At 72.9% G+C, this 22428-nt stretch carries 16 protein-coding genes; 4 read left to right on the forward strand and 12 right to left on the reverse strand.

All coding sequences use genetic code 11. The features are described 5' to 3' along the window. Window positions 1-470: 470 nt before the first annotated feature. Entirely contained in the window at window positions 471-1337 is an 867-nt protein-coding gene (locus ABZ887_RS43025; RefSeq protein WP_361303071.1) for a 5'-methylthioadenosine/S-adenosylhomocysteine nucleosidase, read from the reverse strand. Window positions 1338-1472: 135 nt separating this feature from the next. Here ABZ887_RS43025 and ABZ887_RS43030 point away from each other — a divergent pair, with 135 nt between their 5' ends. Next, window positions 1473-3833 (forward strand): tetratricopeptide repeat protein, encoded by a 2361-nt coding sequence (locus ABZ887_RS43030; RefSeq protein WP_361303074.1) that lies wholly within the window; start codon window positions 1473-1475, stop codon window positions 3831-3833. A gap of 86 nt (window positions 3834-3919) precedes the next feature. Continuing rightward, window positions 3920-4798 carry an alpha/beta hydrolase gene (locus ABZ887_RS43035; RefSeq protein WP_361303077.1) on the forward strand — a complete coding sequence of 293 codons (879 nt, stop codon included), beginning with the start codon at window positions 3920-3922 and terminating at the stop codon, window positions 4796-4798. A gap of 64 nt (window positions 4799-4862) precedes the next feature. On the opposite strand, the gene fxsT is transcribed toward ABZ887_RS43035, so the two are convergent. The 5 genes from fxsT to fxsA all read right to left on the reverse strand — a co-directional run bounded on the left by fxsT (window position 4863) and on the right by fxsA (window position 13543). Continuing rightward, a complete protein-coding gene (gene fxsT / locus ABZ887_RS43040) occupies window positions 4863-8807 on the reverse strand; it encodes an FxSxx-COOH system tetratricopeptide repeat protein (RefSeq protein ID WP_361303080.1) in 3945 nt (1314 codons plus the stop codon). Then, the gene (locus ABZ887_RS43045; RefSeq protein WP_361303083.1) at window positions 8804-10105 is read right to left on the reverse strand and encodes a TIR-like protein FxsC; all 1302 of its coding nucleotides are present in this window, start codon (window positions 10103-10105) and stop codon (window positions 8804-8806) included. The genes fxsT and ABZ887_RS43045 overlap by 4 nt, the downstream gene beginning before the upstream one ends. A 113-nt stretch (window positions 10106-10218) precedes the next feature. After that, the gene (locus ABZ887_RS43050; protein WP_361303086.1) at window positions 10219-11055 is read right to left on the reverse strand and encodes an AAC(3) family N-acetyltransferase; all 837 of its coding nucleotides are present in this window, start codon (window positions 11053-11055) and stop codon (window positions 10219-10221) included. Next, entirely contained in the window at window positions 11052-13229 is a 2178-nt protein-coding gene (gene fxsB / locus ABZ887_RS43055) for a radical SAM/SPASM protein FxsB, inactivated metallohydrolase extension form (RefSeq protein ID WP_361303089.1), read from the reverse strand. Before fxsB ends, ABZ887_RS43050 begins: the two co-directional genes overlap by 4 nt. 149 nt (window positions 13230-13378) lie before the next feature. Next, complete coding sequence (gene fxsA / locus ABZ887_RS43060) at window positions 13379-13543, reverse strand: FxSxx-COOH cyclophane-containing RiPP peptide (RefSeq protein WP_361303092.1); 165 nt, start codon at window positions 13541-13543, stop codon at window positions 13379-13381. A 223-nt stretch (window positions 13544-13766) separates the two neighbouring features. Between fxsA and ABZ887_RS43065 the strand changes: the two genes are divergently transcribed. After that, on the forward strand, window positions 13767-14648 hold the full coding sequence (locus ABZ887_RS43065; protein ID WP_361303095.1) for a DUF4231 domain-containing protein: 882 nt from the start codon (window positions 13767-13769) through the stop codon (window positions 14646-14648). Window positions 14649-14732: 84 nt separating this feature from the next. Here ABZ887_RS43065 and ABZ887_RS43070 read toward each other — a convergent pair whose 3' ends face one another. From ABZ887_RS43070 to ABZ887_RS43090, 5 genes are all read right to left on the reverse strand, one after another. Next, window positions 14733-15269 carry a hypothetical protein gene (locus ABZ887_RS43070; protein WP_361303098.1) on the reverse strand — a complete coding sequence of 179 codons (537 nt, stop codon included), beginning with the start codon at window positions 15267-15269 and terminating at the stop codon, window positions 14733-14735. Window positions 15270-15379: 110 nt separating this feature from the next. Continuing rightward, window positions 15380-16417, reverse strand: a complete 1038-nt coding sequence (locus ABZ887_RS43075) for a rod shape-determining protein (RefSeq protein WP_361303101.1) — start codon at window positions 16415-16417, stop codon at window positions 15380-15382. Between the two features lie 159 nt (window positions 16418-16576). Continuing rightward, window positions 16577-17944 carry a carboxyl transferase domain-containing protein gene (locus ABZ887_RS43080; protein ID WP_361303104.1) on the reverse strand — a complete coding sequence of 456 codons (1368 nt, stop codon included), beginning with the start codon at window positions 17942-17944 and terminating at the stop codon, window positions 16577-16579. Continuing rightward, window positions 17937-19379, reverse strand: a complete 1443-nt coding sequence (locus tag ABZ887_RS43085) for an acyl-CoA synthetase (protein WP_361303107.1) — start codon at window positions 19377-19379, stop codon at window positions 17937-17939. The genes ABZ887_RS43080 and ABZ887_RS43085 overlap by 8 nt, the downstream gene beginning before the upstream one ends. 292 nt (window positions 19380-19671) lie before the next feature. Next, the gene (locus tag ABZ887_RS43090) at window positions 19672-20751 is read right to left on the reverse strand and encodes a MerR family transcriptional regulator (protein WP_361303110.1); all 1080 of its coding nucleotides are present in this window, start codon (window positions 20749-20751) and stop codon (window positions 19672-19674) included. Between the two features lie 134 nt (window positions 20752-20885). On the opposite strand from ABZ887_RS43090, the gene ABZ887_RS43095 reads away from it, so the two are divergent. Next, a complete protein-coding gene (locus ABZ887_RS43095) occupies window positions 20886-21761 on the forward strand; it encodes a hypothetical protein (RefSeq protein ID WP_361303113.1) in 876 nt (291 codons plus the stop codon). On the opposite strand, the gene ABZ887_RS43100 is transcribed toward ABZ887_RS43095, so the two are convergent. Beyond that, on the reverse strand, window positions 21742-22296 hold the full coding sequence (locus ABZ887_RS43100; protein WP_361303116.1) for a hypothetical protein: 555 nt from the start codon (window positions 22294-22296) through the stop codon (window positions 21742-21744). The genes ABZ887_RS43095 and ABZ887_RS43100 overlap by 20 nt on opposite strands. Window positions 22297-22428: the final 132 nt, after the last annotated feature.

The following is a 22428-nucleotide window of genomic DNA, read 5'->3' on the forward strand; positions in this document are numbered from 1 at the left end:
GGACCGTGGTTTCGCAGGGCGCCGTGGCCGCGTCGGGGACGCCGCCACCGGAACGCGGAGTGCGTGATGGGACGGCCCCCGCCAACCCCCCGCTCGTTACGGCGAGATGACGTCGCATTACGTGCGCGTCACACGGCGGGCCCGGCACCGCCAGGGGTTTCCGAACGGCGTCCGGCCGGCCGGACGCGCGGAGAAGTGCGGTCAACTTCGATCCTCGCAGGAGGCTTGGACCTGTTGACCGCGGGGCAGAGCCCTCCTACCGGACAGCAGGACGGGGCAGAGCTCGGCACAAGGAGGGCGTCATGGACGGTCGGATCCGCGTACGCGTTGTTCGTCGGCCCGCTCCCCGCGGTCAGGAGATCGACCGCAGGACGCCTTCCGGGCGCATCCTGCCGTACTAGGGGCGTGCACGGAGTACTTCGTCCGGGACCTGCCGGACGACGGCCGGCTCCGCCGGAGACACCGGCGCGCTACCGCTGTCCGTGTTCCGGGTTGCCGTGGTTGACGACCTTGCCGATCACCGGGGCGTTGAACGTGCCCTTGAACTCGGTGTGTTCCCCGCGGTAGACGCCGAGATTGTGCACGGTCGTCTGCGCGGGCGACGGTTCGGTCGTGCCCCGCTCCGGTACGGGGAGCAGCTTGCCGAGGACAGCGACGGCGGCGCGGGCGGCGTTCGCGGCGGCGCGTCTCTGCGAGCCCTCCTTGTCGGTCCGCCCCTTGTCGGCGCCCGCCTTGTCGCTGATCCCGCGAATGATCATCGCGTTCAGCTTCTCACTGACGTGTGCCGCGTGGGCGAACCCCGTGCCCTCCATTTCGATGGCGACGGCGTCGTTGTAGTGGGCGCGCAGGAATTCCCGGAGCTCGGCGTCGTCGTCGGCGAGCACCACGTCACCGACGGCGACCGGCTTGAACTCGGCCCTGTCCTCCAGCGCCTTGTGGGCGGCCTGGTCGAGCCGGTAGGGAACCGGCCAGGCGGCGGGGCGGACGTCGAAGCGCCCGTCCTTCAGCTTGCCGCCGTGGATCCCGTACACCTTGGTGGCCACCACCACGTCGCCGATCTCGAGGTCGTCGTGCAGCCCTCCGGCGACGCCGACGAAGAACGCGGCCTGCGGACGCAACCAGTCGGTCACCCGCATGGTGACCGTGGCGGCGTTCAGGACACCCACGCCCGTCCGCACCAGGGCGATCCGCCAGGGGATTCCGGTGACGCGTCCGAGGTCGGCGTACGTCCCGTCCGGATGGACCACTTCCTCGATGTCGGTGAACAGCGCCTTCACGGCGGCGTATTCGAGGGGAAGGGCAGTCAGGAATGCCGCAATGGGCTCAGTTGCTGACATGGTCCCGACTCTATAGCCAAATCACCGTCATGCCGGTCATGTTCGGGGCCCGCTCCGGGTTTCCGAGGGCGTGCCCGGAAGACGTGCGGTCGTTATGCTGGACCGTCCGGGTGGAGACGCGGTGCGGGCGGGCACATGGACGAATTGCGTGGGCTGCTCGGTGCGCTGCGTGACGGCGCCGGCGGCTCGGCCGGGCTGGACGCGTTACGGCGACTGGCCGAACTGACCGGTGGTGACGGAGACCTGGACCTGTTGGCGGCGAGAGCTGCACGCGCCTCCGAGGACCCGGCACTGCGCGGACCGTTCGCCGACTGGGCGGCCGCAGTACGGCGGGCACTGACCGGCGACCCGGAAGCCGTCGCGCGCGTCGCACGGGCCATGGACCGGCACACGCCCGGCAGCGGTGCCGCCCTGTACGCAGGCGACAGCCTCAGCTTCGACGGTCTCTTCCTCGGTGACGTGGTCGGCACGCAGGTCAACGTCCGGCCGGCAGCACCGCCCACCGCCCACGAGTCCCTGCCGCCCAAGGCCTCCGGATTCACCGGCCGGGAGGCGGAACTGGAACGACTGCTGGCGGAGTTGGATCCCGGTCGCGAGTCGGGGAACCCCACCCCGGTCGTCGTCGTGTCCGGGCTGGGCGGCGTCGGGAAGACGGCGCTGGCGGTGGTCGCCGGGCACACGGCCCATGAGCGGGGCTGGTTCCCGGGCGGGACGTTCTTCATCGATCTGCACGGATACGACGAGACCCCGGGCTCGGCCGATCTCGCCCTGGAGTCCCTGCTGCACGCGCTCGGTGTACGCGCGGAGCAGGTGCCGAAGACGCTCGACGACCGCAGCGCCCTCTTCCGCACCGTCCTCGCGGAACGCGTCCGGTCCGTCGGTACCGTGCTGATCGTCGCCGACAACGCCTTTGTCGCCGAACAGGTCCGGCCGCTGCTGCCCGGGCACCCCGGCCACCGGGTGCTGGTCACCTCCCGCTCCCGGCTGTCCCAACTGGACGCCCGTCTACTGCCGTTGGCCGAACTGAGCACAGCCGGGGCGACGGATCTGCTGGACCGCGCACTGCGGATCGCCGACTCCGCGGACGACCGTGTCGACCACGACCCCGCGGCCGCCGCGGAGCTGGCGCGGCTGTGCGGGCATCTGCCGCTCGCCCTGCGGATCAGCGCCGGGCTGCTCGCCGGCGACCCCGGGGTGCCGGTCGCCGGCCTCGTGGCGGAACTCGTCGGCTCACCCCGCCTGCGCGTCCTCGAGGACGGTGACCAGAGCGTAGGGGCGTGTTTCGACCTGTCGTACCAGCGGCTTCCCGCAGACCAGGCACGGGTCCTGCGACTGCTGGCCCTCGCGCCCACGGCGGAGGGTGCCGAGGAGGCGATCGCGGCGCTCGTCGACGGGGACCCGCCGACGGCTGAACTGAGAGGGCTCCTGCGTACCCATCTGGTCGAGCGCACGGGAGTGCCGGGCCGGTGGAGGCTGCACGATCTCGTGCGGGAGTACGCGGCCGGCGCCGCCGGGACGGCGGAGGAACAGGGGGCACGGGCACGGGTCCTGCGGTTCTACGCGGACCGGGCGGCCGTCGCCGCCCGGCATCTGCACTGGGTCGGCCCGCAGCCGCTGCCCGGTGTGTTCGAGAGCCGGGACCGGGCACTCGGGTGGCTGGTGACCGAGCAGGCCAACCTACTGGCGGCTGTCGGGTGGACAGGCCGGGAGGGGTGCGCGGTACTGGCCCGCGGACTTGCGGGGGACCTGTGGCTCTATCTGGACTGGCGGGGCTACTTCAGGCACGTGGCCCGGAGCCTGGTCCGGGAAGACGCCGTCACCGAGGGCCCCGGGCAGGACGAGCAGGGCTTCACCTATCACGAAGGAACGACGGAGGCCGCGATCGAAGCGCGTGTCCGGGAGATCAAGGAGTGCCGGACCCGCGGCGACTCGAAGGCCGAGGCCTGGGCGTGGAACGCCCTGGGAAGCCTGTGGGGGCACGCGAGGCTGGTCGATCGGGCGATGGGCGCTCATGGCCACGCCGTCTACCTGTTCGAGACCGCGGACGACATGTTCGCCGCGGCCTACGCCTGGAACAACCTCGGCACCACGCTCTACGAGAACGGTCGGCTCCAGGGCTCCCTGGAGGCCCACACCCGCGCTCGTGACCTGTTCCAGCAGGTCGTCGGCGACCGGTACCGTGAGGCCTGGGCGTGGACCAATCTCGGGACTGCCCTGTCCCGTCTGGGACGACGGGAGGAGCAGGCGCAGGCGCTGTCGGCGGCCCTGGAACTGTACAGCGGGTGCGGCGACTCGCTGCTCGCCGCTCACACCCTGCGGAACCTCGCCCTGAGCGTGGCGGCTCAGGGCGATGCGGAAGCCGCCCGCGCGAACTGGGCCCGAGCCGCCGACGCCTACGCCCGGGTGGGAGCGAACGCCTATGCCGTGTGCGCTCGCGCGGCAGCCATGGCCGAGCCGCCCGCGGACCTCGAATCGCCCCCGGCACAGGATGGTTGACCTGCACGTTCGTTTCGTGGCCTGGTCCTGCGGGCAATTGTCGGGCAACGTGGTCCCGGCCATGGCCGCGGGAGGGGGACACGGCGGTGCCTGATGTGGTGCGGACGACGGGTGGGCGGCGGCTGCGGGTGGAGGTGTCGGGGGACCCCCGGGGGCGGCCGGTGTTCCTGCTGCACGGCATGCCCGGCAGCCGGGTGGGGCCGCGGCCCCGGCCGATGTTCCTGTACCAGCACGGCGCCCGGCTCATCAGCTTCGACCGGCCGGGGTACGGGGGCTCGGACCGCCGGCCGGGGCGCCGGGTCGTGGACGTCGTCGAGGACGTGGCGGCCGTGGCGGACGCGCTCGGGCTGGACCGCTTCGCGGTGGCCGGCCGCTCCGGCGGCGGACCGCACGCCCTCGCCTGCGCGGCGCTGCTGCCGGGCCGGGTGACCCGGGCGGCCGCCCTGGTGGGGCTCGCCCCGCGGGACGCCGAAGGGCTCGACTGGTTCGCCGGGATGGCACCGTTCAACGTCCTGGAGTTCCACACCGCCTTCACCGACCCGGAGCGGTACGCGGCCCGGATCATCCCGCGCTCGGCGGTCATCCGCAGCAACCCGGCACGGATGCTGGAGGACCTGCGCGCGGACCTGACCGAGGAGGACCGGCTGATCGTCTCCGACACCAGCATCCGGTCGATGCTGCTGCGCACCTATCACGAGGCGCTGCGCACCTCGCCGTACGGCTGGATCGACGACGCGTTCGCGCTGACCAGCCCGTGGGGCTTCGATCCGGCGCACATCGGGGTACCGGTGCTGCTGTGGCACGGCGCCAAGGACGTGTTCTCGCCCGCCTCCCACTTCTCCTGGCTGGCCGCGCGCATTCCACGGGCCAAGGCCGTGCTGGAGCCGAAGGCGGCGCACTTCGCTTCGCTGCGCGCCCTGCCCGACGTACTGGACTGGCTGCTGGCGGGTACGCCGAGGGGCTGACCCGCCCGGCCGACGGCACCCGGGCCGACGGAGTTCGCCTGCCGCGTCCGCCGGCCGCGTGTGCTCACACGGCGAGCGGCTCCAGGTCCCGGTAGACCCGGCGTTCCTCCAGCGCGAAGCGGGTGATGCCGTTGTTCTCGCCGAGCTGCAGGCGCAGCCCCTTCAGCCTCCTGACCGCTTCCTCGCGCACCGCCCGGGCCTCGTCCAGGCGGCCGAGGGCGGTCAGGGTGAGGGCGCTGTTGCTGACGACGGCGAGGGCTTCGGGATGCTGGGCGCCGAGGTCGGCGCGCAGCGCCTCGGCGCTGCGCTGCTCCCGCTCCCAGGCCTCCTCCGGCCGGCCGGTCTCGGCGAGCACGATCGCGTAGTTGGCGGAGCAGAACTGGGTGTGCGGGTGATGGGCGCCCAGTACGTCGGTCATGCGGTCCAGTACCTTCAGGAACACCTCCTCGGCCTGCTCCTTGTCGCCGCAGCCCCAGTGGAAGACACCGAGGTTGTTCATCGCGGCCTGGGTGTAGGGGTGGGCCTCGCCCGGCTTCTTCACGTACTCGGCGAGCACCTTCTGGGCGACGTCGCGCGCGCCCTCCCGGTCCTCGGCCGCGAACAGGTCCGCCGCGCGGTTCAGCTCGCAGGCGAGGAAGTCCGGGGTGGAGGCCGTGTACTGCGCCCGGTACTGGTCCAGGGTCGCGGAGGTCAGCCGCCGGGCGTCCTCCAGCTCGCCCGCCCTGCGCAGGGACACCGCGAGCGACTTGGCGCACCGCAGCGTGCCCGGGAAGTCCTTGCCGAGCACGCGCTTGTGCTGGTCGTACGCCCGGGACAGCACGGTCACGGACTCGGTGTACCGCCCGACCTCGCGCAGGTCGCGGCCGAGGTTCTCCGCGGACGACAGGGTGTAGATGTGATCGACGCCGTGGACCTGGGTGCGGCGGGCGAGGGTGAGTTCGTCGATCTGCCGGGCGTCGGTGTACCTGCCGACCATGCGCAGCGCCAGGGCGAGGTTGTTGGCCGCGTTCAGGGTGCGCGGATGGGCCTCGTTGAAGATGTCGCTGAAGCCGTTGTGCGCCTCCCGCGCCAGCTCCACCGCCTTGGTGTACTCGCCCAGCGCCGCGAGGTCGCTGGAGAGGCTGGAGGTGGTGATGAACGTGTGCGGGTGCCGGCTGCCGAGCAGCCGGCGCTGCCGCCCGAGCACGTCGTCGTCCATCTCCCGTGCCTCGACGTACAGCCCTTGGGAGCGCAGTACGTTGGCGAGCTGGCAGCGCACGTACAGGTACTGCTCGTCCTCCTCGCCGATGGGCTCCTTCCAGTGGACGAGGAGCTCCTCGGCGAGCCGCTGCGCGCGCGGGAACTCGCCGCGCTTCCACAGGTAGCGGACGCGGTCGATGAGCAGCCGGCGCGGTTCCGCCTCGGTGCAGTTGCGGATGTCGGAGGCGGAGAGATGCGGCCAGATGATGTCGAACTGCGGCCAGTTCTCCCGGTTGTCGGTGGGCTCGTCCCCCTTGGGGCGGGCCTCCCTGAGGATCTGGTGCACGATGTGCCGGGCCTGCCGCTGCTCCGCCGTCGACATCCGGGAGCGGATCACCGCCTGGACGAGGCGGTGCACCTGGATCGAGCCGGAGATCTGGTCGACCTTGGCGAGCGCGAGCTGGGCGATCTCCCGCACCAGCTTGCCGATCAGCAGGCTCTCCTTGAGGGTGCTGTCGAAGCGGTGGAGGGCCTTGAGCATCTCGTCGTTCTCGTAGAGCAGCTTGGCGGAGATCGGCTCGGGAGCGAGGAACGCGCACAGCTGCAGCAGCCGTACCGAGGCGGGCGAACGTTCCTTCAGCCGCTCGATGGAGATGTTCCAGGTGGCGGCCACCGTCTCGGGGTAGTCGGCCGGCTGGTTGAGGCCCATCACCGCGGTGGTCTCCTCGGCGAGGCGGCGCAGGTACTCGGCCGTCGGCATCGCGGTCGCGGCCAGCCAGGCGCCGGCCTGCTCCACCGCGAGCGGCAGGTCGCCCACGGCCACCGCGACCTGGTCGGCCTCCGCCGGGGTCAGTCCCGGAGCGCGCCGGGACAGGTGCTCGACGCTCTCCTGCCGCTGGAAGACGTCGACCGGCAGCGTCTCCCCCTTGTCCGACCACGCCTGGTTCCGTGAGGTGACCAGGATGTGCCCGCCTCCGGTGGCGGGCATGTAGTCGGCGAGGTCCTCCGGAACGTCGGCGTTGTCGAAGACCAGGATCCACCGCTTGGTGGGATTGCCCCGGGAGAGCATGCGCACGGTTTCCTTGCTGGCCAGCGCCATGTCCTCGCCGCCGGGCGCACCGATGCGGGAACCGAGTTCGGCGAGCGAGGCCACCACGTTGTCGATGTTCTCGGCCGACACCCACCACACCAGGTCGTAGTCGGCGCTGAAACGGTGCACGTACTCCAGGGCGATCTGCGTCTTGCCGACCCCGCCCATCCCGAACAGCGCCTGGTGCTGGGGCAGCACCGCGGTCATGCCGCTGCGCAGCTGCTCCCGTACCTTCTCGAGGATGTAACCCCGGCCGGTGAAGGTGCTGTTGCGCTGCGGCACGCTCCAGTGGTCCGGCACATGGCCGGGGAACCGGGGCGCCGCAGGACCGCCCTTCGGCGGGTGCCCGGGCAGTTCGAGCGCGCCGAGCAGCGCGCCCTCGCAGCCCGCCTCGTCGAGTCCGTGCAGGTCGACGAGGCCGGCCGGATCCAGGTACGACTCCGGCAGCCCGACCTCCTCGACCTGCACCGGCACCAGGCTCCCCGGCTGCCCGTCGTCGCCGGCCGCCTGGCCGAGGACGCTCTCGACGGGCCGGGAGTCGCGCAGCGCCCTGGACACCACCACCAGGGTGCGTGCGCCCGGGACGGTCCGCTCGGGTGGTCCGGCGGCCAGGTCGTGCAGGGTGACGGTGCAGCCCGCCCGCTTCAGCAGCGACTCGATCCAGTCGGCCCACATCCGGTTCTCCGCCGCGTACACGATCGAGACCCGCGCCCCGGTGGCCTGCGGCCGCCGTCGGATGAACGCGTCCCGGCTGCGCAGCCGCACCGGTTCCGGGATCTGCGGCAGCGCGACGACCTGGTTGTCGGACACGGCCGCGGTGAGCCGTTCGAAGGCGGACAGCAGCGACTTGGGGTCGCCCTTCTTGTCCCCGACGACGGCGAGGGTCTCCTCGTACGCGTAGTACGGCTTGTACGGTATTTCGACGCTGCCCCAGTAGGCGGTGACGTCGTCGGCGCTCAGCAGCTCACCGCCCGGCCCCTTCGGCAGTCCGGCGAACTTCAGGCGGGCCACGGCGCGGCCCGCCTCGACCTTGTCCTTCTCGCCGTCGTCGACGCGCATCGGCACGGGCAGCACCCGGATCCGCCGCTTGCGGTGCTCGTCGGCGACGCTGTGCGCGACCTCGGCGGCCCCGTCGATGGACTGGTCGCTGAGGGTGAAGCAGTCCACGAGGAGGTCGGGCATCTGGAGGGTGCAGATGTCCGCGGTGTCCGACAGCCCGGTTCGCGAGTCGATCAGGACGTAGTCGTACGACCGTTTCATGCTGTCGCGCAGCGCCTCCAGGAACATGCCGCCGTTGAGGCGGTCGTAGAAGTTGTCCCACTCCAGGGACGACGCCGTGCCCGAGTAGGCGCGGAACTGGCGGCCCGCGGAGAGGAAGTCGAGCGAGCCGCCCTTCTCGAAGGCGAGCCCGTGCCGTTCGGGGGAGAGCGAGACGGCGTGCTGTTCCACGTCCGCGAACTCCAGGTGCCAGAGCCCGGTGCGGCTGATGCCGTCCGTCGCGGCCCAGGCGTAGTCCTGGAGGATGTTGAAGATGCCCGCGGTGGAGGCGAGCACGTTCGGGTCCAGGAACGGATGGAAGAAACGATCCAGCCCAGGGGCTTCCAGGTCCCAGTCGACGGCGAGGACCCGTTTGCCGTTGGCGGCGAGGATCCATGCCGTGTTGGCCAGCGCCATCGTCCGTCCGGTGCCGCCCTTGTACGAGTAGAAGGTGATGATGCGTCCGTCCCTTGCGGCCGTCATGCCTCTCCTCCGGGGTCGTCTCCCGCGTCCGGGTCGGACGGCGGATACGGGTCCGCCAGACGGGGTCTGGGGATGTGCGGGCCCGGCGGCAGTCGGACCTCCGCGTTCTTCAGGAACTGCCGGGTCGTGTACGCCACGACCTCGGGCAGCACCCTGGTGAAGGACTTGAGCGTGGGTACGCCGTTGACGGCGGTCCGGGTGTCGCCGCGCCGGGCCCGCTCCAGGATGGTCGGCATCACCCGCTCCAGCTCCTCGGCGAGCCGCCGCCCCTCCTGCCCGTGGTTCTGCAGGTCCGCCCGGCAGCGCGGCACGATCGCGCTCACCCACGGGCGGGCGTACGCGTCGAACGTCTTCAGCCTGCTCCGGCGTTCCTCGTCGCTCAGCGCCCACTGGTCCACGAGCAGGATGCCGGGCTGCCGCTCCCCGGATCCGTGCGGTTCCTCGGCGGGGTTCTCGTCGTCGAAGGCGGCGACGGTCACCCGGTAGTCCAGCGAGCGGATCAGCTCCTCGGCGTGCGTGGACAGCGCGCGCGTCGACTCGGTGTGGTACGGGTTCCAGTCCCGTGCGTCGTCGCCGTACGGGCGGGCGTCGCGGTGCTCCGGGACGGAGTCCTCGGTGGGGGCGGCCACGGTCAGCCGGATGTGCCGGGGGCTGGTCCCGCGCGGTTTGAAGGCGCTCGGGGTGCTCTCGTAGTCCCGGGGGCGGCCGGGCGGCAGCCGGGCCTCGCGGGCCGCCTGCACGATGCGCTCGGCGAGGCCGAACACGGTCTCGTCGTACTCGTCGCGCAGCCGGCTGAGCTTGATCAGACCGTAGATCCCGTTGTTGAGGTACCGCCCGCCCGACGAGGCGTCCTCGACGTGGATGTGCCGTACGGAGTCCGGGAGTTCATGCATGTCGACGTGCGTCCACAGGGCGGGCACGATGGCCGAGGCGGTGGCCGTCCCGGTGGTCCTGGCGTTCAGCATCCGCTCGTGGAACGCGTACCACTCGCGGCCGCACATCTCGCTGGAGAAGTAGCGCGGCGAGAACAGCGGCACGAACACCCGGCAGGCGGCGAGGTTCTCGCTCAGCTTCTCGGGCCAGCCCACCCCGGAACGCATCTCCCGGTCCATGAAACCGGCCGGCGAACCCCCGGGCAGGTCGGTCAGCGCCATGATGTGGCTGCACAGGTCGTTGAACAGCACCCGCACCCAGTGGTCGGGGTCCCCGCTGTCCGGACCCCACCGCGGGGTGTGGGCGTACGACAGGAAGAAATAGGGCCGGTTGTCCGGAACCCAGTCCTGCACCCGTTCCCCCATGTCCGCACGTCCCCCTGCCCGCCGGCAGGCCGCTGGACCGCCCCCGTCGCCGGCGCGTGCCTCCGTCGGACTCAACAATGTGCCCGACGGATGCCGTATCCGGTTCACTGTTTTCAGGCCAAAGCCCGGCGATATCCAGACATCTGGCCCTTGGCGTGGCCCACCACGTCCCGCATGGCACAGAGCACGACCGTCCGCGAGGCCCATGCGGCCTCGGCGAGCATGCGGGGCGGCAGCTGTGCGCCGATCTTCCCGAAGTCGCTGTCGTCCAGGGAGAGATCCCGGTACTCGACCCAGTTCCCCTTGGCGCCCACCACGCACCGGTACGTGCGCCGGGGCGGCCTCGGCCGCATCAGGTACTCGGCGTAGTGGAACGCGCTGCACACCTCGAACCCGACCCGCAGCAGCAGGATCTGGGCGTCGGCGGCGTACAGCCCCGCCATCGGGGAGAGCCGGCCCAGGTGGCTGCGCAGCGGGTGCCGGCGCAGCAACTTCCCCGCCCGCGGCCCGAGTCCGGCGAGGGAGGTCTGCGGATGCGAGCTGCGCACCGCCCCGTGCGTCGACCACACGCACTCGGCGAGCGCCCCCATCGTCGGGCATCCGGTGGCGTCCGGGTCGAACGGCGGCATCGTCCTGCGGTACTCGGCCGCCTCCGCCTCGCCCATGTCCGCGACGGCCTCCCGATAGGCCCGGGAGGTGTCGGAGTTCTCGGGCGTGAACGTGGGCACGATCAGGGTGCCCTCGGGGCCGAGCGCGTTCAGCAACGCGTCCCGGACCGGCTCCGGGGCGAGGCCGGTGCCGCTCAGCGAGGCGTGCACCATCAGCACCCCGCCCCGCCGGATGCCCAACGAGCCCAACACGTCGCCGAGTTCGGCCGACCGCGGCCCTTTGTCCGTGGCGTTCCGCAGGCGTTCCCCGGCCATGGTGTCCCGCAGGCGTTCCCCGGTCATGGCGCCTCGCAGGTGTTCCGCGGGCCCGGTGCCTCGTGGACGTCCGCCCACTGCGACCACATGCGGACCGCCAGCACCGCACCGGTGGGCGTCAGTTCGGACTCCGGAAGCAGGGTGAGCGCGGTGAGTGCGCGTGCCGCCTCCTCGTGCGCCCGGCGGCCCAGCTCTTCGTCCGCCCGGTCCAGCAGGGCGCCCGCGGGGCTGCCCGGCGGGTGCAGGTCGGCCGTCTCGCGCAGGGCGGTGAGGCGGGCCCGGCGGCCGATGCGCGGGAGTTCCCGGGCGAACTCCTCCGGTGTCACGTCCACCGCCACGCCCAGCGCCCCGAACCCGTGGGTGCCCAGCACCAGACCGCTGCCCGCCTCCAGCGGGGTGAGGACGGTGGGCCGGAACGCGTCCGGGTCGGTGTGCCGGGCCGGTGCGTCCTTCGCCAGCAACTCGTAGGCCCGGGCCATCCGTTCGGCGAACTCGCCGCACTCCAGCGGCGGGGCGGCCGGGACGGGATAGCAGTCGCGGTAGGGGTCGGCGTCGTCGACCAGCGGGCCGTCCCGGACCGGTAGCCGGTCGACCGGACGCCAGCGCGTGGAGACGGGGACCTCGTCGAGGCGTACCCAGCTCCCCTCGGCCTCGTGCTCACCGCGCACCCGGAAGGCGTCCGGGGCCACGGTGACCTCGATGCGGCCGGGGGCGTCCAGGCGGTAGCTGCCCCGGGTGGGCAGGTGCAGCCAGGTGTCGGGCTGGTCCCAGGACAGCGTGGCCGCTGCCCCTGCCCGCAGGGCCGCCGCGGCGGCCAGTGCCATGAACCGGGCCGTGTCGACGGGGCCGTGCAGGGAGCGCTGGAGGCCGGTGCGCACATAGGGGTGCACCAGCACCTCGTCCAGGTGCCCGGCGGTGCCGGGGTCGGCGTCCAGGGCCAGCAGCAGCCGCCAGGCGTCGGCCCAGTCCGGTTCGGCCGCCAGTCGCTGCTGCGCCCGGCGCAGCAGCACCCGGGCCAACTCCAGCTGGGCCCAGGAGAGTTGGTCGGAGCCCAGCACCGCGGGCGAGAAGGAGCGGTCGGTCGCCCGGTCGGCGATGCCCTCGACCAGGGAGCGCAGATCGGCGCAGAAGACACTCGGGTTGTCGAAGCCGTTCCCCGAGCTGTAGCGGTGCCCGTACAGGCCGCCGCCGCAGGACCGCACCACCGGGCACCGGCGGCAGGTGTCACTGAGCCCGTCGACGCCCGTCTGCCGGGCCTGGACGCCGGGGTGCGCGGCGAACTCCGCGAAACCGTGCCGGAAGACGTCGTACCCCGTCTCGGGAGCGCCCGCGTAGGCGGTCTTGAGCCAGTCGGCCTGCTCGAAGGCGCCGTCCGTCTCGATCACGGCCAGGTCGCTGGGTGCCAGCCCGAGCGCCTCGGTCAGGGGCGGCCCGCCGTGCAGCGTGCTGAGCACCGACTCGAAGGTCCGCACCGGCATCGGGCGGCCCTGCTCCTCCCAGCGGTCGAAGACCGCGAGCAGCCAGTCGGCGTACGGCGTGGCGGCCTGGGCCGGGTTGGGCGGCGGACTGTCCCAGGTGGAGTGCGGAAGCAGGTAGTCGATCCGCGGCGGGGCCAGTTCGGTGAGGGCGTCGTGCACGGCGACGGGGTCGTTCAGGACGTCCACCGTGCACAGCACTCCGCTGAACAGGTGGCGGTACTCGGGCTCCTGGAGCAGCCGGATGCCGCGGACCACGCGGTCGTGACTGCTGCGGCCCCTGCGGTCGAGCCGGTGCCGGTCGTTGGCCGCACGGTCGCCGTCGAGCGAGACGCTGACCCGGACCCCGAACTCGCGGCAGACGTCGAGGTGCCGCCGGTTCAGGGTGACCGCGTTGGTGTGCATGCGCAGGTCGAGCGCGGTCAGCGGGGAGAGGGTGCGGGTCAGTTCCGCGCAGATGTCCCGCAGCCGGGCCGGGCCGACCAGCAGTGGCTCGCCGCCGTGCAGGATCACCGAGACGGAGTCAAGGGTTCGGGAGCCGACGTACTCGGCCAGCCGGACGGCGACGGAACGCACGGTGTCCGGGCGGATGAAGGTCGGGCGTGACTGCCAGCTCTGGTCGGCGTGCTGGTAGACGTAACAGTGGTCACAGAGCAGATCACACCTACTGTGGATCTTGAGGACCAGCTGTCTCAGGGGTGGGTTGTCGGGCGACTGGCTCGTCACTGGAGCGAGTCTGGCAGACTTCCCGCCCCCGGGGCGTCCTAAACCGTATTACTGCGAGAGATGTTGACGCATTGACGTGGGTACGTACGGCGCGCACGGCTGCCGGCGTACCCACGTCCGGGTGCTGTTCCCGCGGGCGTCGCCCCGGCTCAGGCAGCCGAGTTGAAGGTGACCAACCGGTTTGCGCGGCGGTCGGGAACGTCGGTCACGCGACGCATGGCGCGCGCCGCGGAGGCCGCGTCCGGGTCGATGTCCTCCAGGGGAGTGTGCCGGACGGCCGGCGCGGAGGTGGGGGACTGCGTCGCGTTGGGCATGATGTGTCGTCGCTCCGGTTCGGGTCCGCGGAACCCAGTCTTGTTCCGATGGTGCGGACCCTATACCAGGAATGCCCGGCGAACCTCTTGTGCGCGAGCCTGCCTTACCCACTCACTGTTCTCTTAGGCCGTTTGTTCGGGGGCGCGCGCAAGCCTTCGGGGGCGCGCGGTGAATTCGGGGGGCGTCATGGGGGCCGCTATCACTCCAATACCGGGCACCACGATGGGCGAACAGGACCTGCCGCCGCTGTTCCGGGTGAGCGACCAGTGGGCGTTGCGCCATCAGAGTGACTCGTTCCGGGCGGTGCGGACGCATCTGCTGCTGCTTCTGCTGGCCACCACGGCCGCCGTCCTGACCGAACAGGCGTCGGGGCACGTCATGACGCTGCTCGCCGCCGTGCTGTACGGGCTGACGATCGCCCTCGGCCTGAGCACCTCGCGCCGCCGCTCCCGCGCCCACTGGCAGGCGCACCGGGCGGCCGCCGAGCTGCTGAAGTCGCTGGCCTGGCAGTACATGGTGCACGGCGGGCCCTTCCACTCCCATGTCGCCGACCCGGACGCGGTCTTCGCGGAGCGTGTCGAGGAACGCCTGCGCGAGCTGCGCAAATGCGGCTGGGAGGACTCCCGCAGCGACCCCGGGGAACGGGGCGGAGGGCAGATCACACCGCGGATGCGCGCCGAACGGGCCAAGTCCTACGCGGCCCGCCGGGACCTCTATCTGCGCGACCGGCTCCTGGAGCAGGCCGTCTGGTACAAGAACCGGTCCGTCCGCGCGCACCGCGCCGCCGCCCGCTGGTCCTCCGTCACCGCGGGACTGACCCTGTTCGCCCTCGCGGCCGCCCTGCTGCGGACCGTCGGCCTGCTCGGCGGCGCCGACCTCGCGGGGCTCCTCAGCGCGGCCGCCGCGGCCGGTGTCGCCTGGCAGGAGGTACGACGGCACGGCCCGCTGACGCAGGCGCACTCCCTCATCGAACAGGATCTGGAGACCGCCCGGATCGCCATGGGCACGACGGTGACCGAGGCGGGCTGGGCCGAGGCGGTGGAGGAGGCGGAGCGCCTGATGTCCCCGGCGCACACGGAATGGCTGGTGCGCTTCGGCACCTGACGTTCCCCCATGGCGCACAGAGCCCCTCATGACCCACCTGACGCCCTCTCATGGCCGCCCCGCGACCGGCGCACCGGCCCGGCGTCAGTCCCGCCGCACCCCTGTCTGCCACAGCACCGTCACCGGCACCCCCCTGCGCCGTGCGTAGGCCACCACGTCGCCGGTGCCGCCCGGGCCGCGGGCCGGCCGGCCGTCCCAGACGGCGATCAGGTGGTCGCAGTGGTCCACGACCCAGCGGCCCGCCGCGAAGTACGCCTGCTCGTGCGTCGGCTGGCGGGGCAGGTCGACGCGGGCCGTGCAGGACCGCAGGATCCTGCGATAGGCGGCCTGGGCCTCCGCGTCGTCCAGGTGGGCCTCGTAGTCCATGCCGGGGATCACGGCCGTCACCGGGACGCCGTGGGCCAGGGCGATGTCCGCGAACAGCTGGTCGGCGCCGGCCGCGAGGCAGCTGAGGGCCTCCAGCTCCACGTCGGTACGGCTGAACTGGCGCCGCAGGGCGGAACGGACGAGGGGCAGGACGGACGCCGGGATCGAACGGTGTCCGGTCACTCCGACACGGGAGACGGCGAGACGGGGGACCGCTGCCGCCTCGGCGAGGTACTCGGTGATATCGGTTGTCACGGAACGTCCCCTCCCGTCACCAACAGTGAGTCCAGCCTAATCCAGGGGTGACAAGGAGCGCAGGGGGCGCATCGGCTCACATGGACCGGGCGTCGGGAACGAACGGGTGTTCAGGCGGCCAGCGGATCCAGCACCAGCGGCTCGATCCGGCCCTCCAGCATCGCCCCGATGCCCTGGACGGCGCACACGTCCGGCCGCTCCGCGATGTGCACCGGCATCCCGGTGGCCTCCCGCAGCAGCTGGTCGAAGCCGGGGAGCAGCGCCGACCCGCCGACCATCACGATCCCGCGGTCGGCGAGATCGGCGACCAGGTCCGGCGGGCAGTCCCGCAGCACCTTGCCGATCCCGTCCAGGACGGACATGAGGGGCGTCTGGATGGCGTCCCGTACGGCGGCGGTGTCGACCCGCACGCTGCGGGCCAGCCCGGTGGTCACGTCCCGCCCGTGGATCTCGGTGGAGGCCGGGCCGTGCGGGGTGAGGCCGTTGCCGTCCAGCGCCAGCTCCAGGGGCCGTACCGACTGGTTCGGCAGCATCAGCTCGTGCTCGTGCCGCAGGTGCTGCACGATCGCGCGGTCCACGGCCTCACCGCCGACGGGCAGCCGCTCGGCGCACACGATCGACCCCAGCGACAGCACCGCGACCTGTGTGGCGGCCGCCCCGCAGACCAGGATCATGCTGGCCTCGGGCCGCTCCACCGGCAGCCCGCACCCCACCGCCGCGGCGATCAGCGTGTCGACCAGCTCCACCCGCCGCGCGCCCAGCCCCACCAGCGTCTCGATGATCGCCCGCTGGGCCAGCGGGTCGGCGTCGTGCGGGGCGCAGGCCGCCGCCCGCAGCCGGGCCTTGCGCCGCAGCGAGCGCCGGATCTTGTCGCCGAGCAGGTGGCGCAGCATGCGCTGGGCGATCTCGATGTCGACGATGGTCCCGCCGGAGATGGGCCGCACCACGCGGATGTAGTCGGGGGTACGGCCCGTCATCTTCTCCGCGAACTCGCCGACCGCGATCAGGGCGCCGGTCCGGGTGTTCACGGCGGCGACCGAGGGCTGGTCCACGACCAGACCGATGCCCTTCACGTACACGCGGGTGCGGGAGGCCCCCAGATCGACGGCGAAATGGCAGCGGCGCAACTGCTCCAGACTGACGGTCACGGCAGATCCTCCCGAGTGCGCGGGCCGTGGGGGTGGGCACCGCCGGTCGGCGGCCTGCTTCGCATCCTCCGGGGGATCGGAGCGGCGCGCCTGCGGGGAGGGGCCGGGCGGGGTGCGGCTGAATGGGGGGTTTCGCCGGTCCGGAGGGAGCTGACCGCCTCAGGCGGGTCCGCCCCGGGAATGGCCCACGATGCCCCGGACCACCCCCAGCTCCACCAGGTCCTGGGGCCGGATGCGCAGGTGGCCGGCGGTGGTCTCGGTCTGCTCCGGGGGGCGCTTCAGGATCGCCGCCGCCAGTTCCGGTGCGATGACGGAGAAGTAGCTGTCCGGGGTGGCCCAGGTGCTGCCGGGGGCGGCCAGCGCCAGCGCCCCGCCCGAGCCGCCCTCGCCGATGACGAGGGTGGTGATCGGTGTCCGGGCCGCGGCGACCTCGCCGAACAGCTCCGCGATCGCGGCCCCGGCGCCCTGCCGTTCGGCCGCGGCGTCGTTCGCGGCGCCCGGGGTGTCGACGAGGGTCAGCACCGGGATCCCCAGCCGGTCCGCGAGCCTTATCAGACGGGCGGCGGTCCGGTAGCCGGCGGGCCTGGTCGCCGTCCCGGTCTGCGCGGCGAAGGCGACCGTACGGCCGTCCCGCTCGCCGAAGCCGCAGAGCATCCCGTCCGGGTCCGCCCCGCCGCACCGGTCGCCGACGAGGGCGACCCGGCGGGTGAAGTACGCGTCCAGATAGGCCTCGGCCCGCGGGCGGTGCGGGGCGCGGGCGCGCCGGACGGCCTCCCAGCCGGTGGCCGGCAGCGCGGTGGAGCCGAGGGCGAGCGGCGGGTCGGCGGGTATCGGGGCGGGGGCGGTCAGCAGCCGCAGCCACAGCCCGAGCGATGCCTTCAGTTCCTCCGGCGGCACCACGGCGTCGGCCGCCCCGGCCGCGAACTGCGCCTCGGCCGTGTACGCGGCCGGATCGGCGTCCGGCGGGCGGACCCGGGAGCCGGCGAAGCCCACCTGGGCGCCGGGCAGCGCCAGGATCACGTCGGCGCCGGCGCCCAGGGTGGCCCAGCCGCCGCCGGTCGTCGGGTCGCGCAGGACCGCGATCTGCGGCAGCCCCGCCTCCCGGGTGAGCGCCGACTGGCGTGCCACGCGCTGGAGTTGGGAGAGGGCCAGCATGCCCTCCTGCATCCGGCTGCCGCCGGTGGCGACCAGCTGCAGCACCGGGAGCCGGTGGGCGCGGGCATGGACGTACGCCGCCTCCAGCCGGTCCCCGGTGTGCTCGCCGAGCGAGCCGCCGAGGAAGCCGAACTCGAAGGCGATCAGCACGGCCGCCGTGCCCTCGACCCGCGCGGTGCCGACGACGACGGACTCCTCCTCGCCGGTGCGCTCGGCGGCGCGGGCGCGCGAGGCGTCGTACCCCTGCCAGCCGAGCGGGCCGTCGGGCGGCGACTGCCGTGCCGGGTGCGGGAGTTCGGCGAAGGTGCCGGGGTCGGTGACGAGGGCGAGGACGCGGCGGGCCGAGAGCCGCCCGGGGGTTGGCTCAGGCACCGAGGGCCCGCTTCATGATCTTCCCCATGTCGTTGCGGGGGAGGGCGTCCAGGTAGCGGACCACGCGGGGCCGCTTGTGCGGGGCGAGCCGCGCGGCGACGTGGTTCGCCAACTCCTCGGCGGACGGCGGTGCCTGCGGGTCGGCCGGGACGATCCAGGCGACGATCCGCTCGCCCAGGTCCGCGTCCGGCTCCCCGGTGACCGCCGCCTCCCGCACCCCCGGATGTTCGAGCAGCGCGTTCTCGATCTCACCGGCCCCGATCTTGTAACCCCCGCTCTTGATCAGGTCGGTGGCCTTGCGCCCGACGATCCGCACATAGCCGTCCGGCTCCCGCACCGCCATGTCACCGGTGCGGAACCAGCCGTCGGCGGTGAAGGCGGCGGCGGTGGCGTCGGGCCGGTTGAGGTACTCGGTGAACAGGTTCGGGCCGCGCACCTGGATCTCCCCGACGGTCTCCCCGTCGAACGCGGCGATCGCCGTCCCGTCCTCCTCCACCAGCCGCAGCTCCACGCCCGGCAGCGGCACCCCCACGGTCCCCGCCCGGGCCTCGCCGTCGGCCCTGACGCTGGTGTTCATCAGGGTCTCCGTCATGCCGTACCGCTCGACGACCCGGCGCCCGGTCGCCGCCGCGATCCGCTCGTGGTCGTGGACCGGCAGCGCGGCCGAGCCGGAGACCAGCAGCCGGGCCCGGCCGAGCGCCTTCGCCAACTCGGGGTCGGCGGGCAGGGCTTCGGCGATCCGGTGGTACATGGTCGGCACACCGAAGAGCATGGTCGCGCCGTCGTTCAGCTCCCGCGTGACCCCGTCGGTGTCGAACCGCCCGAGGTGCCGGACGGAGCCGCCGCGGCGCAGCGGCCCGAGGATCCCCAGCACGAGCCCGTGCACATGGAACAGCGGCAGACCGTGCACCAGCACGTCGTCCCCGGTCCACTGCCAGGCGTCGGCGAGCGCGTCCAGGGTGGCGGTGAGCGCCCGGCGCGGGATGACGGCGCCCTTGGGCGGGCCGGTGGTGCCGGAGGTGTAGACGACGAGGGCGGGGTCGGCCGCGGTGGTGCGGTCCTCGGGCACCGGGCCCACACCCTGCGCGTCGACGTCGATCCGCTCCAGGCCCGCCAGCGCGGCGGGGAGTTGGGCGCCGGGTGCGGCCAGGACGGCGGTCGGCGCGCTGTCGGAGAGGATGTGCGCGAGTTCCTTCTCGCCCGACCTGGGGTTCAGCGGTACGGCCGCCCGGCCGGCGAGCAGTGTGCCGACGACGGCGACGGCCGTCTCCAGCTCCGGTGTCGCCCACACCGCGACCCGGTCGGCGTCCCCGACCCGGCCCGCGACGGCACCGGCCGCGGCGGCGAGCTGCCCGTACGTCAACGCCCGCGCACCGAACCGCAGCGCCACCTGGTCGCCTGGACCGCCCACCAGGGCCGGAAACAGAAGGGACACGCGACGACTCCTCACCGGTCGGAACCTCGACGACTTCTTCCTACACCAGGTACCGCGCCCCGAGGCCCCCCACGCGCACTCCGCACCACGACCTTGATCACACCGCCGGGGCGAGGGCGGGGCGGTGTCGCGGAGACCGGTGTGGGCGTGGGACGGCGCCGTGGGCCAAGACGGGGCGAGCCCGGAGGCGGTGTGCTCTGCCTTTCCGCCCCGCCCCGGCCTTGCCGCCGACCGAGGCGGGTGCGCCCTGGACGACTCTCCGCCCGGTCGGATCTCGTTCTTCCCCGGCCTCCTATCCGACCGAGACGGGTGGACGGGTGGGCGGGACGACGTCGGCCACCACCGCGCTCACGTTGTCGGCGCCGCCCGCCGCGTTGGCCGCCTCGACCAGTACCCGTACCGCGTCCGACGGCTCGTCCCCGCCCAGCAGCTCCCGGATCCGTTCCTCGGAGACCGCCCTGGTCAGGCCGTCCGAGCACAGCAGGTACCGGTCGCCGGCCCGGGCCTCGTGGAGCTTCAGGTCGGGGGTGTCGGCGGTGCCGCCCGGCAGCGCTTTCGCCAGCAGCATCCGGTCCGGATGGCTCTCGGCCTCTTCCGGCGTCAGCCGGCCCTCGTCGATCAGCGACTGCACCACGCTGTGGTCGTGCGTGATCCGGAACAGCTCCCCGTCCCGCAGCAGATAGGCCCGCGAGTCCCCGATGTGCACCAGGGCCAGCCGGGACCCGGTCCACAGCAGCGCGGTGAGCGTGGTGCCGGCCTCCGCGCTTCCCGCCGCCGCCTCCCGCACCGCCTCGTTTGCCGAACGCACCGCGTCCTCCAGGAGATTCAGCACGTTCCCCGCCGAAAGCTCCGCGTCCTCCAGGGGCTTGAGCGCCGCCACGGCCGCCGCACTGGCCGACCCCCCGGCCGGCCCGCACCCGTCGGCGACGGCCAGCAGCCGGCGCCCCGCGTACGCGGTGTCCTGGTTGGACGGCCGGACGTGCCCCCGGTCCGAACGGGCGGCATAACGCAACTCCAGCATCTTCGTCGTGTCCCTTCTCGATTCTCCGGACAGGTGGTCGACGAGGAACGCGGCCAGGTCCCGCCGTACGGCGGTCTCCGCCTCGACGCGGGCCCAGTAGGCCCGCACCTCCCGGGCGGCCGATCCGGGCGGCAGTGCGCACACCTCGCGGATCCGCGCCAGCGGCATGCCGAGCCGCCGCAGCCAGGCCACCAGCCGGGCGCGTTCCAGCTGCGCGTCGGCGTAGTACCGGTAGCCGGTCTCCGGGTCGACCCGGGCGGGCTTGAGCAGGTCCAGCTCGTCGTACAGCCGCAGCGCCTTCGGCGACAGCCGGCCGGCCCTCGCGAAGGCCCCGATGGTCAGCCACTCCATGCCGTCTCCATGCCCGTGCCTCGTGTTCCTCGACGTCCGCCACCGATGCTGGGGCTTCACCGAAGGGGAAGGTCAATGGTGTTCCGTTAGCCTGCCGAAGGAATGCAGCCGTCGACAGCCAAGGGAGCCCCACCGTGCCCCGCATAGCCCTCGCCACCTACGACCCCGGCGCGGAACCGAGCAAGGACCGGGACCTGCCGGTGCTGCTGCGGGCGCTGGCCGACGCGGGGGCCGAGGCCGTCGCCCGGCCGTGGGACGACCCCGGGACGGAGTGGGGCGACCACGACCTGGTCGTCATCCGCTCCACCTGGGACTACGCCTGGCGTACGGACGAGTTCCTGCCGTGGGTGGAGCGGGTGGGGAAGGCGACCCGGATCGCGAATCCGGCGGAGGTGGTGCGGTGGAACACCGACAAGCGGTATCTCGGTGACCTCGCGGCGGCCGGCGTGCCGGTCGTGCCGACCCGGTATCTGGCCCCCGGCGATCCGGCCGCCGAGCTCCCCACCGACCGCGACTTCGTCGTCAAGCCCACCTTCGGCGCCGGCGCCCGGTTCGCCGCCCGCTACACGCCCGCCGAGCACGGGACGGCCGTACGGCACCTCGCCCGGATGCACGAGGAGGGGCTGACCGCGATGGTCCAGCCGTACGTCTCCGGCATCGACGTCAGCGGGGAGCGGGCGCTGCAGTTCTTCGGCGGGCGGCTGCTGCACGCCAGCCGCAAGCGGGCGGTGCTCACGCCGGGCACGGCGTACGACGCGGACAAGGTCGCCCACCCGGAGCTGGAGAGGTGGACTCCGACCCCGGCCGAACTCGCCGTCGCGGAGCGCGCGCTGGCCGCCGTACCGGAGTCGCCCGAGCTGCTGTACGCCCGGGTGGACCTGGTCGACGGGGCGGACGGGCGGCCGCAGGTGATGGAGCTGGAGCTGGTCGAGCCGAACCTGTTCCTGTTCCTGCACCCCGGATCCGTGGACGCCGTGGCGGCGGCGATCCTCAGCGCGGCCCGTCGATGACCGCGGTGCGCTGGAGCAGGCCCCAGGTGAACTCGGCGACCACCTGACGTCCGTCGGGCACCTTGAAGGTGAGCCCCCAGCGGGTCGGGGCCGTGCCCTCCAGGGGGCGGGCCGGCGCGAAGGCGCGCGCGGCCTCGTCGACCGTGCAGGACCAGGGGGTCAGGTCGTCGAAGGTCTCCAGCCTCGGGGCGGCGGCGCCGGGGGCACGGACCAGCCACTCGTTCCAGACCGCGCCGCCGGGGGCGACCATGACCTCGAAGCGGAGGGTGGGCCAGAGGGGGAGCGGCCACTGCCAGGCGGCGCACTCCAGGTCGCCGACGGTCCGTTTCGTCTCCGACTCGGGCGGGCCGAGGACCGAGCGGTAGCGGGCCGCGGCCGAGCGGGAGCGGGGCGAGCGGGCCATCGCCTGCCAGCGCTTGTTGGCCTCCCGCATGTCCGCGATCGACGCGCCCAGCGCGCGCCGGGCGTCCTCGACCAGGTCCGGGTTGTGGTCGGCCATGCGGCGCAGCAGCACCAGCTGGAAGTCCAGTTGCATGCCACCCATGGTGCACGGGTGGTGCACGTGGGGTGCACGTGCCGGGGCTGCTGCCGGTGTCTGCTGGTGCCTGGTTGTGCACGGCTGGTTCCCGGCCATTGCCCGCGGAATCCCCGATGGTTAGCCTGTGTT

The organism is Streptomyces sp. NPDC047061 (assembly GCF_040643955.1).
In the GTDB taxonomy this organism is placed as follows: Bacteria; Actinomycetota; Actinomycetes; order Streptomycetales; family Streptomycetaceae; genus Streptomyces.

Excerpts from the sequence above, each read along its gene's own strand:
- ABZ887_RS43025 (WP_361303071.1), bottom strand. The coding sequence starts at position 1,337 with ATGTCAGCAACTGAGCCCATTGCGGCATTCCTGACTGCCCTTCCCCTC.
- ABZ887_RS43030 (WP_361303074.1), top strand. The coding sequence starts at position 1,473 with ATGGACGAATTGCGTGGGCTGCTCGGTGCGCTGCGTGACGGCGCCGGC.
- fxsT (WP_361303080.1), bottom strand. The coding sequence starts at position 8,807 with ATGACGGCCGCAAGGGACGGACGCATCATCACCTTCTACTCGTACAAG.
- ABZ887_RS43045 (WP_361303083.1), bottom strand. The coding sequence starts at position 10,105 with ATGGGGGAACGGGTGCAGGACTGGGTTCCGGACAACCGGCCCTATTTC.
- ABZ887_RS43050 (WP_361303086.1), bottom strand. The coding sequence starts at position 11,055 with ATGACCGGGGAACGCCTGCGGGACACCATGGCCGGGGAACGCCTGCGG.
- fxsA (WP_361303092.1), bottom strand. The coding sequence starts at position 13,543 with ATGCCCAACGCGACGCAGTCCCCCACCTCCGCGCCGGCCGTCCGGCAC.
- ABZ887_RS43065 (WP_361303095.1), top strand. The coding sequence starts at position 13,767 with ATGGGCGAACAGGACCTGCCGCCGCTGTTCCGGGTGAGCGACCAGTGG.
- ABZ887_RS43090 (WP_361303110.1), bottom strand. The coding sequence starts at position 20,751 with ATGGAGTGGCTGACCATCGGGGCCTTCGCGAGGGCCGGCCGGCTGTCG.
- ABZ887_RS43100 (WP_361303116.1), bottom strand. The coding sequence starts at position 22,296 with ATGCAACTGGACTTCCAGCTGGTGCTGCTGCGCCGCATGGCCGACCAC.